This is a genomic window from Mesotoga sp. H07.pep.5.3 (genome assembly GCF_002752615.1).
In the GTDB taxonomy this organism is placed as follows: domain Bacteria; phylum Thermotogota; class Thermotogae; order Petrotogales; family Kosmotogaceae; genus Mesotoga; species Mesotoga prima.
Genome location: NZ_AYTV01000021.1, coordinates 19807 through 35373 on the forward strand (window position 1 = coordinate 19807; position 15567 = coordinate 35373).

The window sequence follows — 15567 nt, forward strand, 5'->3', positions numbered from 1 at the left end:
CACAAACCTCCTGTTAGGCAACCAGTCTCTGGGCAGTCCTGATGTCAGTAAATAATGTAGTTATATATCCCCTGGAGAGAGCAGCGCGGATTCCGTCGGCTTTATGCTCTCCAGCGCTTAAACATATCTTTTCAGGCACTTTCAGCAATTCGTAGAAGGGTATACCCAGTAAGATGTCTTCGATATTTCTACAGATGATATCTCCGTCCTTGTTTAGAAATCTCGAAACGATATCGCCCACCGCGTGCTTTCGAACAAGCTCGAGGATGATTTCTCCGGGAAGGTTTGAATCCAGTACCGCAGACATACCGGCGGGGGCACCCAAACCAAAGATCACGGCCTCCAGATGAGCCCATTCATTCACGACATTCTGAACTGACCCCACTTGAGTCATCATATTAAGCTGTTCGGCATTGTTGACGATTGCCGGAGCGGAAAGAAATACCGGTGTCGCACCCAGAGAGTTCGCCATCTTCTCAACAATATTGTTGATCTGATATGTTTTTTCCGATTGACCAAGACCACCGAGAAGAGGAACGATCTTCATCTCAGGTAGCTGTCCCAATTTGTTAGGAAGACTCATTACTGCCTCATAAACAGTGGTTCCCCAGCCTAGGCCAACGGATTTCTTCCCTTCGATTATTTTCAAAATGTTGTTTTGAAAGGACAGTGAAATTCTCTGTTTGATTTCCTTTTCTGTTCCTTCTACGGATGCAACGATATGTGCTTCTCTAATTGAGAATTTTCTGCAGAGCTCTTCCTCGAGTGCGCTAAGGTCAAATGAGTCCGGTTCTACGAGTTCGATCTTTACCATTCCAAGTTTCCTGGCACTTGTTAGCAGTCTAGAGACCTTTGACCGAGAAATCCCAAGTTCCGAGGCGATCTGTTCCTGGTTCATCTCGTTAACATAGTACATTTCTGCGGCTCTGTAAGCGAGACTAACTTCATCTCTCTTCATCCCCTTACCTCCGTTTGAATACCTCTCTTGCTCTCTTGACGAAGCTGGGCCTATCCGTATCCAAATAAAGGTTTCTTCCAATGGCCGCACCTGCAGCTCCCGCGGCCGCTGCTTCCTCAAGAGAGGCGAAAAAGTCCTTGGTCTTTTCACCACCGGCTATGATTACTGGAACGGGACATGATCTGATTACATACTCATAATCATCCGTGATGTTGGTTTTCACTATATTCGCACCAAGTTCGGCTCCTATTCTTGAGATATCCGCAATCACTTTCTTGGAGAAATACTCCTCTTTCCTGTATGGCAGCATCTCTGCAATCACAGGAATTCCATATCTTCGATACTCCCAAATCGCTTTGCTAAGATCGTGCAATGCCTCGGAATCACATTTCTGGCCTACAATTCCCATGACGATAACTCCATCTGCTCCTATTCGAAGCGCCTCCTCGGGTTCCAGAAAATACTTTGTATTTTCAATATCGCCGGAAAGCGACGAACCGGCATGAGTCACTCTCACTATAAGAGACTTACGACAGTCGAATTCATCAATGAGAGAGGCTATCCCGGGATTGAGAATGATACCGTCCACATCCAGCTTCTCAACCTCCCGAACATAACTTTCTATGTCCTCCAGCCCCTCAGGCACACCTGCAAATTGCCCGTGATCAGCCGCTGCAAGAATTAGCGATTCGCCACATAGCAATCTATTCAGTCTTCTCTTCAGTCCGTTCACCAAAACTCCTCCATTTCTTTGCACAAACGTGTATCACGTTTTCTCACTATTCATAATGCTATCACTTTTCCCGTATCAAAGTCAACCGTCTTTTGAGTAGAATTAGTTATGATGCATCACGCCGTAGGAATCGGTACATGGTAGGCTTTTGCAACTCTTGATTATTGGGGCAAAGAGATTATTGAAGATCTCGAGGCCAATAACCGTTAGTCGACCCAGAGCGGTAGCAAATTCATCAGAATTCTTGCTGCAGAAGAACTGAATCATTAACGAAGCTCAAGAAGTCATTTGGATCAACGAGTACCCAAGTTCCTCAGTGACTTAAGGTCCCTTTGTCATTGTGAATCTAATATTCAGTGATGTCTCCAAGAGACCTAACTGGGTATTAATCGAAACTCTGTTGAGTTTACCAAAGGATTCAAGAGTACTTCTATGCCGGAAGACTCTGACCGCTTCTTTCGTTGTCCTAATGTAAATTCTAGAGATCCGGAGCAAGACTCATTCACGTTTATCGAAACCCTCTTCAAAAAGTAGATGTATTATCTGAGATACACCCTAAGTATTTCTTTGCTGGGAGATGATGCCAGTTATATAATAAATACCCACATGGTTGCTTCGTTCCTGAATGAAAAGCAACCTGGGTCTTTCAAGGAGGAGTGAGAAAATGCTTGAGAAAAGGAAGAGTATCGCGACTGTTCTCTTGATCTTACTTGCCTTTTCAAGTTTGTTATTCTCTGCAACTGGCAAGACTGTTCACAACCTCGTTATTATGGGTACGACAGACATGCATCAGTACATTATGCCCTACGACTACATGGGGGATAAGCCGAATGAGAGTATTGGTCTCGCAAAGGTTTTCACACTCATTGAAAAGGTCAGAAGCGGAAACGCAAACACTCTGCTGTTCGATACGGGCGACTTTATCCAGGGAAGTCTAGTAGGAGACTACGAGGCCGATGTTAATCCTCTTGAAGGCTTTGATTTTCAGACAATCGTGCGGGCTTATAATTATATTGGCTATGATGCCGTTTCGGTAGGGAATCATGATGTCACTGACTTTGGTCTCGAGTTTTTTGAACGCGCAAGAAGCAACTCTGTCTTCCCCTGGGTCTCCGCAAATATCAGAATGGCCGAAGATCCAAAGGATTTTTTGGTGAATCCCTTCGTCATTCTTGAAAGGGAAGTGGACGGAATCCCAATTAGGATAGGTGTGATAGGCTTCACACCTCCACAGATAATGAGCTGGGGAAGGCGTCATCTAGAAGGAACCGTGTTCACCCAGACAATTATAGAACAGGCGGAGAAATACATTCCTGTTCTTAAAGATCAGTCGGATCTCGTTGTTGCAGTTGCTCATACCGGAATATCCACAGATGAAATAACAAGCTATGATGCTCAGGAGAATGCGGCTTATTACCTCGCTCAGGTCGAAGGAATCGATGCAATGATTCTCGGTCATCAGCATTCCCATTTCCCTGGCGATTTCGCAGATATCGAAGGCATCGATAACGACAAGGGGCTGATCTTTGGTGTTCCGACTGTACAACCCGGTTCCTGGGGTTCGCATTTAGGTATCATTAATCTCGACCTAGCTTATGACTGGACTACTGGAGAGTGGGAAGTACTAGATGGTTCAGCTTCGCTAGTTCCTGTAACTCCTGAAGTTGAGACTCATCAGCAGCTAGCTGAGCTGGTTGCTCAAAAACATGAAGCAACTATTGAGTATGTTAGGACTCCAATAGGCTGGACCGACACCGAGATAACTTCCTATTTCTCAAGAATCATTGATAACCCAGTCACACAGATCATCAATGAAGCCCAAATATGGTGGGCAGAGCGTGAATTCGCTGGAACTGAATACGAGTGGCTTCCTGTTCTTAGTGCTGCAGCACCTTTCATTGCCGGCAGGCAGGGTCCAACATATTTCACACACGTTCAAGGAGACATAACGATCGGCTCGATAACAGACATTTACATCTATCCGAACACTATCTATGTGGCAAAACTCAACGGAGAACAGATAAAAGACTGGCTCGAGGCGTCGGCAAACAACTTCAACCAGATTGACCCATATTCCACAGAACCGCAGCATATTGTCAACTACGATTTTAGGGAATACAACTTTGACGTAATCGAGGGAATCGATTATGTTTACGACATAAGCAGGCCTGCTGGCCAGCGCCTGATTTCTGCGACCTTTGAAGGCAATCCGCTTGATGCGTCAATGGAGTTCTTGGTAGTGACAAACAACTACAGAGGGAGCGGAGGAGGAAATTTTCCACATGTGGCAGACAACGTAATTCTGGCGACAACCGAGATAAATCGTGAAGCCATAATCAAGTACATACAGTACATAGGTGAAATTGATCCAGTTCCGACGAACAACTGGAAAATCTTGCCGATTGACACGGCCGGGCCACTTCTGTACCGTTCTTCTCCCGAAGGCGTGGGATACATCGAGAGGAATGCAATACGAGGAATAGAGTTCCTTGAAGTCGATGAGGCGGGATGGGGAATCTATGAAGTTGATTTAGTAGAACTCGCTAAATACCTTGAAGATACGGTAATGCAGGAAGTTAAGTAGCTTACTTTTAGAAAACGGGCCCCTTACGGGGCCCGCAATTTATTTTCTGTCATTTCGATCTGAAACTACAATTACGGAGCCCTGTGACTATTGTTGAGGAGCGATGGTCTCCAACTCAGAAAGAAAGTAGTTTCTGTCCTGCTCATCCTCGATTAGATCGGCCGCTTCTCTTGCCAGTTTCATATACTCATCCATACGGTCGCGTTTTCCTGCGATCATGTAGGCTCTTGCAACGGCTTCATAGCCAAAGGCAAGATCGAAACCACTTATCGCATTGTCGGTGCAATACTTAAGTGAAAGCTCGCCGTGATACAAGGCCGACTCTGCCATGTTGAGTAAAGAGTAAACTCTGGACACCTGCCACTCACCCCTTGCAAATTCGATCGGGGTACCTACTACTCCCCAGTGGAAGCGAGATGCGTGAGCGGCATGTATCATAAGAAGGTCATCTTCTGCAGTTCTGTCTTTCTTATCTATTAGGTCCCATGTAAGGTTGAAGTTCACTATCGCCTGCTTTTTGTGCCATTCCTGCTCCGTAAGCTTTTCGGAATCCATAGCAACCATCCTTTCCAGGATAATTCTGTCTTCCTCCCGCATCCCAATTCTATCACTGTTAACAAGGAGAGCAATTAGCTGGAGCGACTCACGAAGAATTCAAGGTACCTGAAGAGGCTAGATTAGTAGAAATAACCATTCGGCGAATTGGAAAGCCCTTATTGTGCAAGAGAAAAATCTCGAGGGTGATTTGCATGCTCCAATATTGAACAACACGGAATCCTTAATCCCGTTTTGAACTCAATCCCTTAAGAAGATTGATTTATAAGAACTTTAGCTCTATTCAGAACTCATCAAAGAAATTTCAAACTGATTAAGTGAGACTATGTTTCAAGCATTATATCAAGATCCACCCATTGAGAATAAGAGATCAAGAGCATCGAGAATTCTTTCAGCTTTGTCGACCACTATCAGCTGTACCCCGGTTTGCTCCGAGAGCGCGGAGAAATACTCACTTGGCCCTTCCGGCGACACCAGGACTATGTAGTCGACTTTTGGCATAAGCAAATCGAACGACGGCCTCGGATCGCTTTCTGGTGAAGTGAAGCCACCTTCAATGTGAACTGCCACTACGGGAACTCCTCGCGCTTTCGCTACCGATATGAGCTGTTCTATTCTGTGGATTTCCTGCCCTACATCGATTTTCTCAACACCGCATAAGGTATATAGATCCCCCTCGACCATGGCACCGGGGGCAATAAAGAGTGTTCCGGGTGCATTTTCCGAGTCGAGCTTCTCCATGAACTCTTCGGGTTTCAACTGAAGGATGTTCTCGTAACCAATTCCGTTCATTTCACACACTAGAGCGAGAACGTCTGATGCAGCACCGTCGCCTATCGCCGTTGCAATAATCGGCGGTCTTGCAAGAGGCTCGATAGCGCCTGCGTGAAGCGGCGAAATTAGAAACGCGATGAATATGACTGATAAAAACAATGACATCTTTGATTTCATGTATTCCCCTCCACAATTTTCGGTGTCAGTGTCAAGACACAGCATAGAAACTGTCCTTCTCATGCAAACAACAAAGAATGTAATATGACTAATTTTATCAAATTTAACTCTTATCTGCATAAGGACAGCTTTCTTCGCTTGAAATCCCCATTCTGTTGCTCTCAGTTAGAGCTCAAATATCTAAGAGAAGCATCCAGAAACTTATTCACTCTAAAAAGATAACAACTCTGCGCTACGTAGTCCATAAAATATATGAATAGAACACATTTCATCGGTTTTATTGACAATATGCTGGGATATTCCTATCAAAAGTTTGATAGCATTGTTGGAAATCATCTTGTTCGTGACGACCACCGTGACAGCTCTTGAAAAGAGCCCGGATTACTATACATCACAGAAGGAAACCAAATCCATAATGGAATTCACAATCAGATTCGATGATGAAAGAGAAATAATCAAGAGTCACTGTCCTCAGATCGATTCAAATGAGAAGCTCTATGAGTTCATTGAAGAAAGAGACATTCAAAGAAAGATATTGGACTGGCGAGATATTCTTCACAGGCTTTGAAAGAAATCTTTTCACAGGGATCTCGATCTAGTGGAGCAGAATCCAGACTGGGCCGATCACTTCACCAAAGCTGTGAAATTCGTTCTTTCACAATATGGGCGGAAGAGACAGGCGGGCTTTGCCGAGTTCAAGTGTGACTGGAGCGGGCTATTTGATCCCAGAGAGTTCCTGGTCGAATACTCGGTCGAGGTTTCAAAATCAGATCTTCCGGATGAAGACAATCTAAAGATCTGGCTTCCCCTTCAGCTGAACAGGTTAGGACAGGACATGATCGAGATAATTGGCATAGTCCCGGCCGAAACCCTTGTCGACTATCCTAGGACCGATGGGAAGATTGCCTGCATGCTTCTTTCTTTTGATCTAGGCTCACTGGGGAGGATCTAGCCATAAAAATAGTGTTCTCTTTCAGGCATTTCAGGCAGGAATTCGACGTCGATTTTTCGCAAATCGGAGAATATGACATGTAACGCCCTACATACATGGAGAGTACCCTTTCTACCGAATCAATTTATTACAACGAAGAGATGAAGGACCTTGTCGGAAGGATCGTCGGAGAAGAGAAAAACCCTTATCTTCAGGCAGACTTCTTTACGATTATGTCGTAGAGAATATCTACTACAGTCCAATTGCCCAAGCTTCTCTAGAGGCGGAAGGTATTCCAGAAAGCCTTTTTGCTATGGAACACGGATATGGAGATTATGGAGTGCAATCAATTTTTCTGCCGCTCAATTGGAATACCGGCGAGAAAACCCGGGGGGGTTCACCTCTCTTTTCCGGGCTGAATTTCACCTCCCCAATTACGGCTGGATTCCAGTAGATACGTTAGTAGGACAGGGTGTAGTGTACTCTGTCGGAGTGACTGAGGAAGAGAGCAGAATCTATAAGGATTTCTACTTCGGGAACTTCGATCCGCTGAGAATGGTAGTTCAGAATTCAGTTGACACAATACCAGAAGAAAGACCGAACGATGTTCAGTCTCTGGAAAAGGTAATGCAGTTCCCATTTTTCGAGAGCGAATTCGGAAATGAAAACCTTGGAGTTAGCGATCTGATAACCGAGAGTTTTACTATCAGAGCTCTCCCGATGAGATAAAACATACAACGCCTTCAAGTGGTATTCTGATATCATTGGCCTAGACTAGATTAAAGTCTTATGCCCATTGGATATTAGAAAAGAGGTGGAGACTATGAAAAAGGACATTTTTCTCGCCGTCGTCGGAGCGGCAATGATTATAGCTGGTTTGTTCCTGCCCATAGTACGTTTCCCAGGAGGAGGCGAAGCAACCTATTTCAACGGCGGAGATCTATATGGCGCACTAATAATGGCAATTGCTATCTTTGCGGGTATCATGGGAATCGTGAAAATGAGATCTATGGTCTTTCTTTCCGGACTTGCTTCGATTGGCGTTGTAATAGCGAGGTTGATTACCGTAATTAGGACCTTCCCGACGAGAAGTCTTTGAGAACACAGTTTAAAGAGCTTATTCGGAGCAATGTTCCCGGTAGTTCTGGAGAGGAAATAGCGAATATCATCGGTGGACCGCAACTTCACTGGCTTGGTTGGACAGTACTTCTTGCGGGAGGTGTTGTGGTTCTCTTCGCCGCCTTCATCTCTTCAAAAGAATAATGGGCTTATCTCCCGCCTTGGTTAGGATTTTCAAATGCTATCTATACGACGCGCATGACATGACTGCAATACTCATGGTGAGCGAATTATCAGCAAGGTTGAAGAGTCGAGTGGCGGCAGACAAAAAAACCAAGACTCCCGATTTTTTTTGTAATTTCTAGTAGAGGATAGAAACATTTCGATTCTAGATGATGACTGGAGGTATTCGATGATTCGAACGGACAAATGCCCAAACTGCGGCTCACTGGACATTGGAAAGGGTTACTGGTCAGGTTATGCGGCTCTTATGCCTTTAGGAAAGCCTCTTTCGATGGGATCTAAGGTTATAGTGCGCGTTTGCAGAGAATGCGGACATATTTTCGATCTTCAGGCAGAAAAGCCCGAGAAGTTCTGATCTTTTCTGTTTAGGGGTTCCATAAAAGTTTCAGATTAAACTTGTATTCAAGAGCCTTAGTAAGCTTCGCGGAGATAATCCGATATCTTCGACCAAATCTCTTTTACTCTTTCGAACTGCTCGTAGTGTTTCTCGACCGACTTATGATACTTGTTCAGCTCTTTGGAAATGTTGTAGAACGAATCGGTACCAAAGTACGATGAAATAGAAGGTAATGTTTCCCTAAGATTGATCTTCATCTCTTCAATCTTGTTCGAATAGTTGTCGCGATCGGTTATGTAAAGAAGCAAAGGCTTGTATCTGATCCATCCAATGCAGGATCTGTAGAAACGTCTAACTATATCTCTCGAATCGGCTCTTATAGGTCTGAGACCGGTTGGGAGAACACCCATCAAAATGTGGTTGTACGTTGAGAATGCGTTATGAAATGCGTAACTTGGCACTTTGAGCACCCTCCTGTCGCTCAGACAGGTACTCAAGAAAGTATCTTCACCTCTCGCTCCAGGTGGATTATAGAAGGGGAAAAGTCTGCCTGGATCTTTTAGATTTAGACAGAGATTCGATCCAGAGATGAATTTGGCATGATTTACCTCTTCAACTTCAAAGATTTCACCACTGTTCAGTATTTTCGGATCGGCGTACGATACTCCTCCGGCAACTATAAGTCTTTTGAGAGTCTCCCACTTGACTATGTCGTTGCTAATTGCCTCAATGAAGAGTCTGAAAGTATCCTCCGGTAGTGCTGGAGAAAACTCTATGAAGGGGATCGGAGAAATGTATCCACAGTGATAACCGTAGGTGATGTCGGCTTGATCAATGTAATTCAAATGTGTTTTCAAAACATGCTGGCCCATCCACGTAACAGAGCCCATGTTGTTCGTAACGGCAACTGGATACTCGTCATCGTCAAGATAAAGCAGGTAATCGATGTGATTCTTCAGAGCAGTGTAAAGAACAATATTTCTCTGGGAAGCGTATCCTTTTCCAAAAACCAAAGAAGCTTCTTCCGAATCGACAATCCCGCGCTTAATGAGCTCCCTCTTTTCTTCTTCAACTTCCTTCTGACCTATGAAATGTTTGGAGAACAGTAATTCGTTCACACTGGAACTGATCTTGGTGTAATTTGCCTTCTTTGTATTCTTGTAATTCAGATCATACGCAACAAATAGATTCAGCGTTAGTTCTTTGCTGTCAACCAGTTCAGACTCTTTCCAGTTGTAGACGTAGCTACGCAAAACTCTCTGAAAGTGCCTTCGCCCCGTCGCAAAACCTATTCCAACCTTTGTTCTGCCGTCATTCAAATAGGTCTCTCCCTCTAGAAAGTAGATAACTATCTGGTATCGATAACCATACAGGTTCGATTGATTTTAGCACGAGCAGCGTTTTCGAATAGAAGCCAAAGCCGTAAAGAATTCGCAATAACCACTTGAAACCAAAACGGCAATTGAACCTGAAGAGCTTTCGAACAGTTTCTTCAGATCGCACATGTGCCAATCTACAGTGTTGCAATAAAAGAACCGATTGCCCCGCAATTACGGGAAAATTATCTCCTGTGACAACCAGGTGAGCAGTATTTGCAGCCGCATACGTTCGGATAGATATCACTTGCCTTCCTAATCGCATCCTGACAGTTATCATAATAGCCAAGATAAGTCTTTGACTCTACTCTTGCCAGCTCAACACAATCACCAGTGTGAACCTCGTAGTCACCCGTCGACAAAACGGAGTCACCAACATAATAGTGCTTGTAAGACATTTCAGATTCCTCCTTGCCCTGACGGATAAGCCAAACCAGTTAAGCATCAGGACGTCAATTCTAACGCAGGCAGACCCCACCGAATCTCGTTCAAAATGAAGAGACTCGTCAATCTGCTTTACATATAAATTTTAACACTAATTAATATTTTATTATCATTCTCTACTGTGATGTTTTTACTTCAAAAGTTGTACTTCACATAACATTAGTTTTCGCGAGTCTCGAATCCTACTATTCTTAATGCTGATCAAGGTTCTTTCGAGTTAGATGTGACTCTGAAAATGTAGAAACCTACACATACATATAGTTTCGATACATTGTGTTGTAGAATGATTATGAGACTCATTCTCAACAAGCAAATGTTTGTTCGACTTTCTTTTCTGATCCGTGATCTATTTATTGTTGCTGCAGCTGTATGAAAGGAAAAAGGCTGCAGAATTCGAGGGATCCGCTATGGGGCAATGTATTCTTGATATCAAAGAACTTAGTAGCAATGACACGGGTAATGTCGATCTTAAGGAGATCAATCTGGAAGTCACCTCTTCTGAAGTTCACGCCCTTGTCGGAGAGTATGGTGCTGGAAAGGAACTTGTTGTTAATGTTCTCACCGGGGCTGAGAAGAAGATCTCCGGAAGAGTCTTCTTTGATGGAATAGATGTCACGAACAAAATCAAGATCGGAGGTTCGACGGACATCATGTTCCTCCTCGAAGAACCTATGGTTGCAGAGGGTTTAACCGTGGCAGAGAACATGTACATGTTGAGAAGTCATTCCAATGTTATCAAGCTGATTAACCATTCGAAGATAAACCACACTGTGAAAGAACTCATCGCAAGATTCGACCTCGGCATTTCAGAGAAGACTCACGTGTATAAGCTTTCGACCGAGGAGAAAAAGCTTATAGAGCTTCTGAGGCTATGTATTTATGAGCCTCGGCTGGTGGTTCTGTACGAACCTACTGCCAATTTAAGTTCCAAGTCACAGGATCTTCTTCTTAGAATACTCACCGAACTGAAGGAAAAGGGAACGGGAATACTCTATGTCACAAACAAGTGGGACGAGGCAATGAAATACTCCGACAGAATAAGTGTTCTATCCGAAGGGGTGCTTTGTGGAACTCTAAGCTCCGAAGAAGCGAAAGACAAGCCGGAGAAACTTCTAAGACTCATACTCGGATGGAAAAAATCAGATTCGATAAAACGAGAGACCGAGGAAATAGAAACCGAGGACATTATCGACGCCGTTTTGAGGGCGGCCGAGTATCTTACTTCTAATTACGAGATAAATGATGTCTTGAAAATGCTTGAAAACTACACATGCAAAATTATGGAGTCCGACTCCTGTTATGTGTACCTGGTCGATGAAAAGACCAGAACGATTATGGACACAATAAAACACAAAGAGACTGAGTTAGTTGAAGCCGCCCTTAACGACGAAGTTGTAATGAGAATAATGGACAACAAGAAGCTCTTTGTTTCAAATTTCGATGATGTACTTTTCGAAAAGCTCTTTAAGAGCATTCGAAATACCGAGACAATTGTTTGTAACCCAGTTTCAGTAAGATCTCACCACACCGCCTTGTTTCAGGTAGGCTATCGTAAATACTATGAGCCAACCGAAAAGCAGAAAAAGATATTTCATACGCTTTCGAGGCAGGTCGCCCTTGCAATAGACAATACCAGGCTCATGGGGAGTTCGGTGTTGCTTCAGGAAAGCCACCACAGGATAAAGAATAATCTTCAGACCATTGTAAGTCTTATAAATATCCAGAAGAGGAGTTTGAATAAGAAGACGGGCAGCGAAGTCGAAGATCTTCTGGACAATGTTGTTTCCAGGGTTAAAAGTATAGCTGCCGTTCATGATCTTCTTTCTCACGATGAACTAGGTAGAAGCATAATAAACCTTAAGAGTCTTGTAGACACTATAGTACGTTTCAACATAGTAGATGGTACTCTTCAGGTAAGGAAAGATCTCGATGACATCTTTATTCCATACGACAAAGCAAGCGGAATCTCGCTTACAATAAGCGAGTTGATAAACAACTGCGTGAAACACGCTTTCAAAGATTTAGAGAACGGTTTAATATCGATTTCCTGCAAGAGCTTTGATGATAATGTGGAAATAATCGTGGAGGACAACGGCGCGGGATTCCCCAACAGATCCTTTTCAGCAAAAGACGAGAAACTGGGGCTTTCGCTTGCGAGATCCATCGTCGAGAATCAGTTCGACGGTACTCTTGAAATCGCCTCGGAAAAAGGAGCAAAAGTAAAGATCCTGATTCCAAAAGAGAGCCTTTTGCTAACGAGAGGCTCATAAAAGAATTATTAGCGATTATGCGCTAAACCTAGCCGAAAGGGGAGTCAGTTCCTATGGACAGTTCTTTAAATATACTAATCGCAGAAGACGAGTACATAGTCCTTAGAGGGCTCAAAGAAACTCTTATCGGCCTCGGTCATAACGTTATAGGAGAGGCCATGGATGGCGAGACCTTCGTGAAACTTGCACTTGAAAAGGATCCGGATTTACTGATCGTAGATATTAACCTTCCAGCGCTTAGCGGAATCGAAGCGATTGAGAGAATAGGAAAAGTAAAGCTCGTACCCTCGATAATCGTTACTGGTTACAGCAGCGAAGAGACCCTCAAGCGGGCGAACTCTGCAGGGGTCTTTAACTATCTCGTCAAACCCGTTGATGAGAAGGAACTCAAGCCCGCCATAGAGATTGCGATGGGCCGTTTTAAGGAGTTTGTGCTTCTTAAGAAGGAACTCCAAGAGCAGGGAGAGGCTCTAGAGGCAAGAAAACTCATAGAAAGGGCAAAGGGGATTTTGATGGACCGCAATGGGATCAAGGAATCAGAGGCGATGAAGTTGCTCCAGAAGATTAGTAGAGATAAGAATTTAAAGCTTGTTGTTGTTGCGAGGGAAATCATAGAAGCAGACAATACTCTGCATTACGGTATGTAGGTCAGCGGTTCCATCTGTTCAGAATTCGCGAGCGATTGAGCTTTTTTCTCATAATCGTTATTAATGTGCCTTAAATAGGATAGAAATCATCACACGGGACTTTGCTAAACGCATCGTTTTGTGCATAATTGTCAAGTGAATATATGAAAAGTGAATATACTTAAAGGCAATGCTTATGATTGGTGTTGCTGAGTAAGGAAATATAAAGGTTATGGGTGCCTGACTAGTTGCAGGCACCTTTTTTGTTTTGGGAGTTACAGGAATCAGTTTTCGGAAAATAGATATCTGTTCACCGTGTGAGCAAAAAATCTGAGAATGGAGGAGAGAGATTATGGCAGTGGTTGACGTAAAACTGGAAAAACTAAGTGAAGTAAGTATGAGAGATTTCAGCACCTTTGGCAGAATCATCGGTAGAGATGAAGACACGGAAGAAGGTAAGTATGAGTTGCATCCTGTGGACGCAAAACCCGCAGTCGAAAACAGCATGATCAAGGCATACTGGGATCTAATTCCTTTCAAGGACAACAAAGAAGACCGCTTTTCGATGGGTATGCTCTTTGTCTACCCTAAGCCAATAGGTGAGGTTCTAAACTGGACTGAGGTTCATTACGAAACTTACGAATTCTTTTTCCCTCTGGGTGGAAAGCAGTTCATCTTTGTTCTTGCTCCGAAGTCGAAGATCCCCGAAGCGGAGAAGACCAGAGCCTTCCTCATTGGACCAAATGAAGGAGTCCTTCTGAACAAAGGGACATGGCACTACCCGCCTTTCGCAATTGACGGCCCTACCCCTGTTTTAATGCCTCGCTTTGGAAAACTTGGAGAAGTCACCGGCGACGTAACTGAGGCCTATGGAAAGAAGTGGGAGACTCCTGTTGGAAACCGCTATTTCAAAGGACAATTGCACGCTTTGAAAACCGATTACTATGGCGAAGGTTACGGAGGCGAATACAAGATAAGAATCATTCTTTGATTCGTTTGTTTGAAGGGAGGTTGACACAAAGAAAAAAGCTGTTCGTGTAAATGTTTTGATCTATGAGAGTACTTCTTTTGAAGGAGGATAAGACAGGTGAAAAAGCTCAGTGTTCTGTTAATTGCTCTTATTGCTTTGTTTGGTGTTACTGCACTTTCAACGGAAACAATGGTATGCACTTATGCACAGATGGCGAACGACTTCTTCCTTACTTTTGACAAAGGCGCAAGGGAGGCTGTCGAGGCTCTTGGAAACATGTACATAGCAGCCAGCGACGACAGGAGCCCCGAAAAGTTCCTGTTCCAAATCGAGTCCTTCGCTGCCGCCGGTGTCAAGATGATATTCGGTTACTCACCAACAATCGAATCCGTTATTCAGGCATCGAACTTCGTCAACAGAGAGAAAGTCTATTACGCGAATATCCTAGAGATAGCCGACTGGTGGACACCACTAGACGCTGGTCCATACTACGGTCAGTTCATTGGACCTGACGCTTATGTCGATGGTTATCTAGGCGGTCTGGAAATGGGCAGACTTCTCAATGGAGAGGGCGAGACCTGTGTTCTCTGGGGATTCCCCGGCTCCAAAGCAGGTAACGACAGAGTTAGAGGCTACAAAGCAGCTCTTATGGAGAACTTCCCAAATATCACCGTTATCGGTGAGGAATATGCAGACTTCATAAGAGACAAGGGATACTCTGTTACCAAAGACTGGATCGCAAAGTTCGGTGACAGGATAGACGGTATTTTCGGCACTGCTACAAGCATGAATGTTGGCGCTGCAATTGCCTGTGAAGAGGCCGGACTGGACCACGTTTTCCAGGTCACAACCGATGCTAACAAGTCCAACCTCGTCGATATCAAGGATGGAAGTCTCGACGTTGTCGCTGGAATTTACGGATTCTGGATGGCTGGAAGACAGGCCGTTACTGTATACGACATGAAGAACGGCTGGAAACCGACCGTTCCTGAAACGATGATGTCAACAATGCAGACCTTCATTACCCCTGAAAACGTTGACTGGTACATCGAGACTTTCGGAAAGGACGCTCCATATGACTACGACTGGAAGAAGATGTCAAGAACGCTTCATCCAGACGACTGGGATCCACAGGGACTTCTAGTTCCCATATACCCCGAGAGATTTACCAACTGGATTTACCTTGACAAGCCCAGAGGTTACGAAGTTCCCAAGGAATACAAGGAAGCTATGGAATCCGGTCTTTACCAGGAGATCTACGAGCTTTACCTTGAAAAGTTCACAGCCGCGTGGGTCGTACCTCCATTCGAGAGCTCCCCATACAACTACGTATTTGTTGCAAACAACCTGGAAGAAGGTCTCAGAGCAGATATCGTAAAGAGAATGGAAAACGATGTGCTTGTTCATGAAGTTATTGACGTTCCCTACCGCTTCGACATTCCAGATTTTGGAGAAGGATGTAATAACTAAGCACCGTATGAATCTTAAAAAACACTTTTGAATGCTGGAGTAGACTGTTCCAGCGACGGG

The 15567-nt window shown here is 44.2% G+C and carries 16 protein-coding genes; 10 read left to right on the forward strand and 6 right to left on the reverse strand.

The features are described from left to right. Positions 1-13: 13 nt before the first annotated feature. Positions 14-958, reverse strand: a complete 945-nt coding sequence (locus V513_RS08120) for a sugar-binding transcriptional regulator (protein WP_099772337.1) — start codon at positions 956-958, stop codon at positions 14-16. 4 nt (positions 959-962) lie between these two features. Continuing rightward, positions 963-1691, reverse strand: a complete 729-nt coding sequence (locus V513_RS08125) for a class I fructose-bisphosphate aldolase (protein ID WP_180274855.1) — start codon at positions 1689-1691, stop codon at positions 963-965. Between the two features lie 664 nt (positions 1692-2355). Here V513_RS08125 and V513_RS08130 point away from each other — a divergent pair. After that, positions 2356-4275, forward strand: a complete 1920-nt coding sequence (locus tag V513_RS08130) for a bifunctional 2',3'-cyclic-nucleotide 2'-phosphodiesterase/3'-nucleotidase (protein ID WP_099772339.1) — start codon at positions 2356-2358, stop codon at positions 4273-4275. An 87-nt stretch (positions 4276-4362) separates the two neighbouring features. Here the strand turns inward: V513_RS08130 and V513_RS08135 are convergent, their stop codons facing one another. Next, the gene (locus V513_RS08135) at positions 4363-4830 is read right to left on the reverse strand and encodes a hypothetical protein (RefSeq protein WP_180274856.1); all 468 of its coding nucleotides are present in this window, start codon (positions 4828-4830) and stop codon (positions 4363-4365) included. A gap of 342 nt (positions 4831-5172) precedes the next feature. Beyond that, positions 5173-5781, reverse strand: coding sequence for a DUF6305 family protein (locus V513_RS08140; protein WP_257212017.1), 609 nt, complete (start codon positions 5779-5781; stop codon positions 5173-5175). 337 nt (positions 5782-6118) lie between these two features. Here V513_RS08140 and V513_RS14190 point away from each other — a divergent pair, with 337 nt between their 5' ends. The 5 genes from V513_RS14190 (at position 6119) to V513_RS08165 (ending at position 8369) form a co-directional block, all read left to right on the forward strand. After that, on the forward strand, positions 6119-6349 hold the full coding sequence (locus tag V513_RS14190) for a hypothetical protein (RefSeq protein ID WP_257212018.1): 231 nt from the start codon (positions 6119-6121) through the stop codon (positions 6347-6349). Between the two features lie 30 nt (positions 6350-6379). Next, the gene (locus V513_RS08150) at positions 6380-6733 is read left to right on the forward strand and encodes a hypothetical protein (protein WP_099772342.1); all 354 of its coding nucleotides are present in this window, start codon (positions 6380-6382) and stop codon (positions 6731-6733) included. A 456-nt stretch (positions 6734-7189) separates the two neighbouring features. Continuing rightward, positions 7190-7441: a hypothetical protein gene (locus V513_RS08155; RefSeq protein ID WP_143752423.1), complete on the forward strand. Its 252-nt coding sequence runs from the start codon at positions 7190-7192 to the stop codon at positions 7439-7441. A gap of 94 nt (positions 7442-7535) precedes the next feature. Next, positions 7536-7811 (forward strand): hypothetical protein, encoded by a 276-nt coding sequence (locus tag V513_RS14195; RefSeq protein ID WP_257212019.1) that lies wholly within the window; start codon positions 7536-7538, stop codon positions 7809-7811. Positions 7812-8183: 372 nt separating this feature from the next. Further along, positions 8184-8369: a transcription initiation factor TFIIIB gene (locus tag V513_RS08165; protein WP_099772344.1), complete on the forward strand. Its 186-nt coding sequence runs from the start codon at positions 8184-8186 to the stop codon at positions 8367-8369. A 56-nt stretch (positions 8370-8425) separates the two neighbouring features. On the opposite strand, the gene V513_RS08170 is transcribed toward V513_RS08165, so the two are convergent. Together V513_RS08170 and V513_RS08175 are read right to left on the reverse strand one after the other, a co-directional pair. After that, positions 8426-9670, reverse strand: a complete 1245-nt coding sequence (locus V513_RS08170; protein WP_099772345.1) for a hypothetical protein — start codon at positions 9668-9670, stop codon at positions 8426-8428. Between the two features lie 242 nt (positions 9671-9912). Further along, positions 9913-10125 carry a hypothetical protein gene (locus V513_RS08175; RefSeq protein ID WP_099772346.1) on the reverse strand — a complete coding sequence of 71 codons (213 nt, stop codon included), beginning with the start codon at positions 10123-10125 and terminating at the stop codon, positions 9913-9915. Positions 10126-10578: 453 nt separating this feature from the next. Here V513_RS08175 and V513_RS08180 point away from each other — a divergent pair, with 453 nt between their 5' ends. From V513_RS08180 to V513_RS08195, 4 genes are all read left to right on the forward strand, one after another. Then, positions 10579-12441 (forward strand): ATP-binding cassette domain-containing protein, encoded by a 1863-nt coding sequence (locus V513_RS08180; protein WP_099772347.1) that lies wholly within the window; start codon positions 10579-10581, stop codon positions 12439-12441. A 53-nt stretch (positions 12442-12494) separates the two neighbouring features. Further along, entirely contained in the window at positions 12495-13088 is a 594-nt protein-coding gene (locus tag V513_RS08185) for an ANTAR domain-containing response regulator (protein ID WP_099772348.1), read from the forward strand. A 331-nt stretch (positions 13089-13419) separates the two neighbouring features. Then, entirely contained in the window at positions 13420-14058 is a 639-nt protein-coding gene (locus V513_RS08190) for an ureidoglycolate lyase (protein ID WP_014731860.1), read from the forward strand. Between the two features lie 96 nt (positions 14059-14154). Then, positions 14155-15507, forward strand: coding sequence for a sugar ABC transporter substrate-binding protein (locus tag V513_RS08195; protein ID WP_099772349.1), 1353 nt, complete (start codon positions 14155-14157; stop codon positions 15505-15507). The last annotated feature ends 60 nt before the right edge of the window (positions 15508-15567 follow it).

Coding starts and splice junctions, on each gene's coding strand:
- V513_RS08120 (WP_099772337.1), bottom strand. CDS start 958: ATGAAGAGAGATGAAGTTAGTCTCGCTTACAGAGCCGCAGAAATGTAC.
- V513_RS08185 (WP_099772348.1), top strand. CDS start 12,495: ATGGACAGTTCTTTAAATATACTAATCGCAGAAGACGAGTACATAGTC.
- V513_RS14195 (WP_257212019.1), top strand. CDS start 7,536: ATGAAAAAGGACATTTTTCTCGCCGTCGTCGGAGCGGCAATGATTATA.
- V513_RS08180 (WP_099772347.1), top strand. CDS start 10,579: ATGGGGCAATGTATTCTTGATATCAAAGAACTTAGTAGCAATGACACG.
- V513_RS08130 (WP_099772339.1), top strand. CDS start 2,356: ATGCTTGAGAAAAGGAAGAGTATCGCGACTGTTCTCTTGATCTTACTT.
- V513_RS08190 (WP_014731860.1), top strand. CDS start 13,420: ATGGCAGTGGTTGACGTAAAACTGGAAAAACTAAGTGAAGTAAGTATG.
- V513_RS08165 (WP_099772344.1), top strand. CDS start 8,184: ATGATTCGAACGGACAAATGCCCAAACTGCGGCTCACTGGACATTGGA.
- V513_RS08175 (WP_099772346.1), bottom strand. CDS start 10,125: ATGTCTTACAAGCACTATTATGTTGGTGACTCCGTTTTGTCGACGGGT.
- V513_RS08135 (WP_180274856.1), bottom strand. CDS start 4,830: ATGGATTCCGAAAAGCTTACGGAGCAGGAATGGCACAAAAAGCAGGCG.
- V513_RS08140 (WP_257212017.1), bottom strand. CDS start 5,781: ATGAAATCAAAGATGTCATTGTTTTTATCAGTCATATTCATCGCGTTT.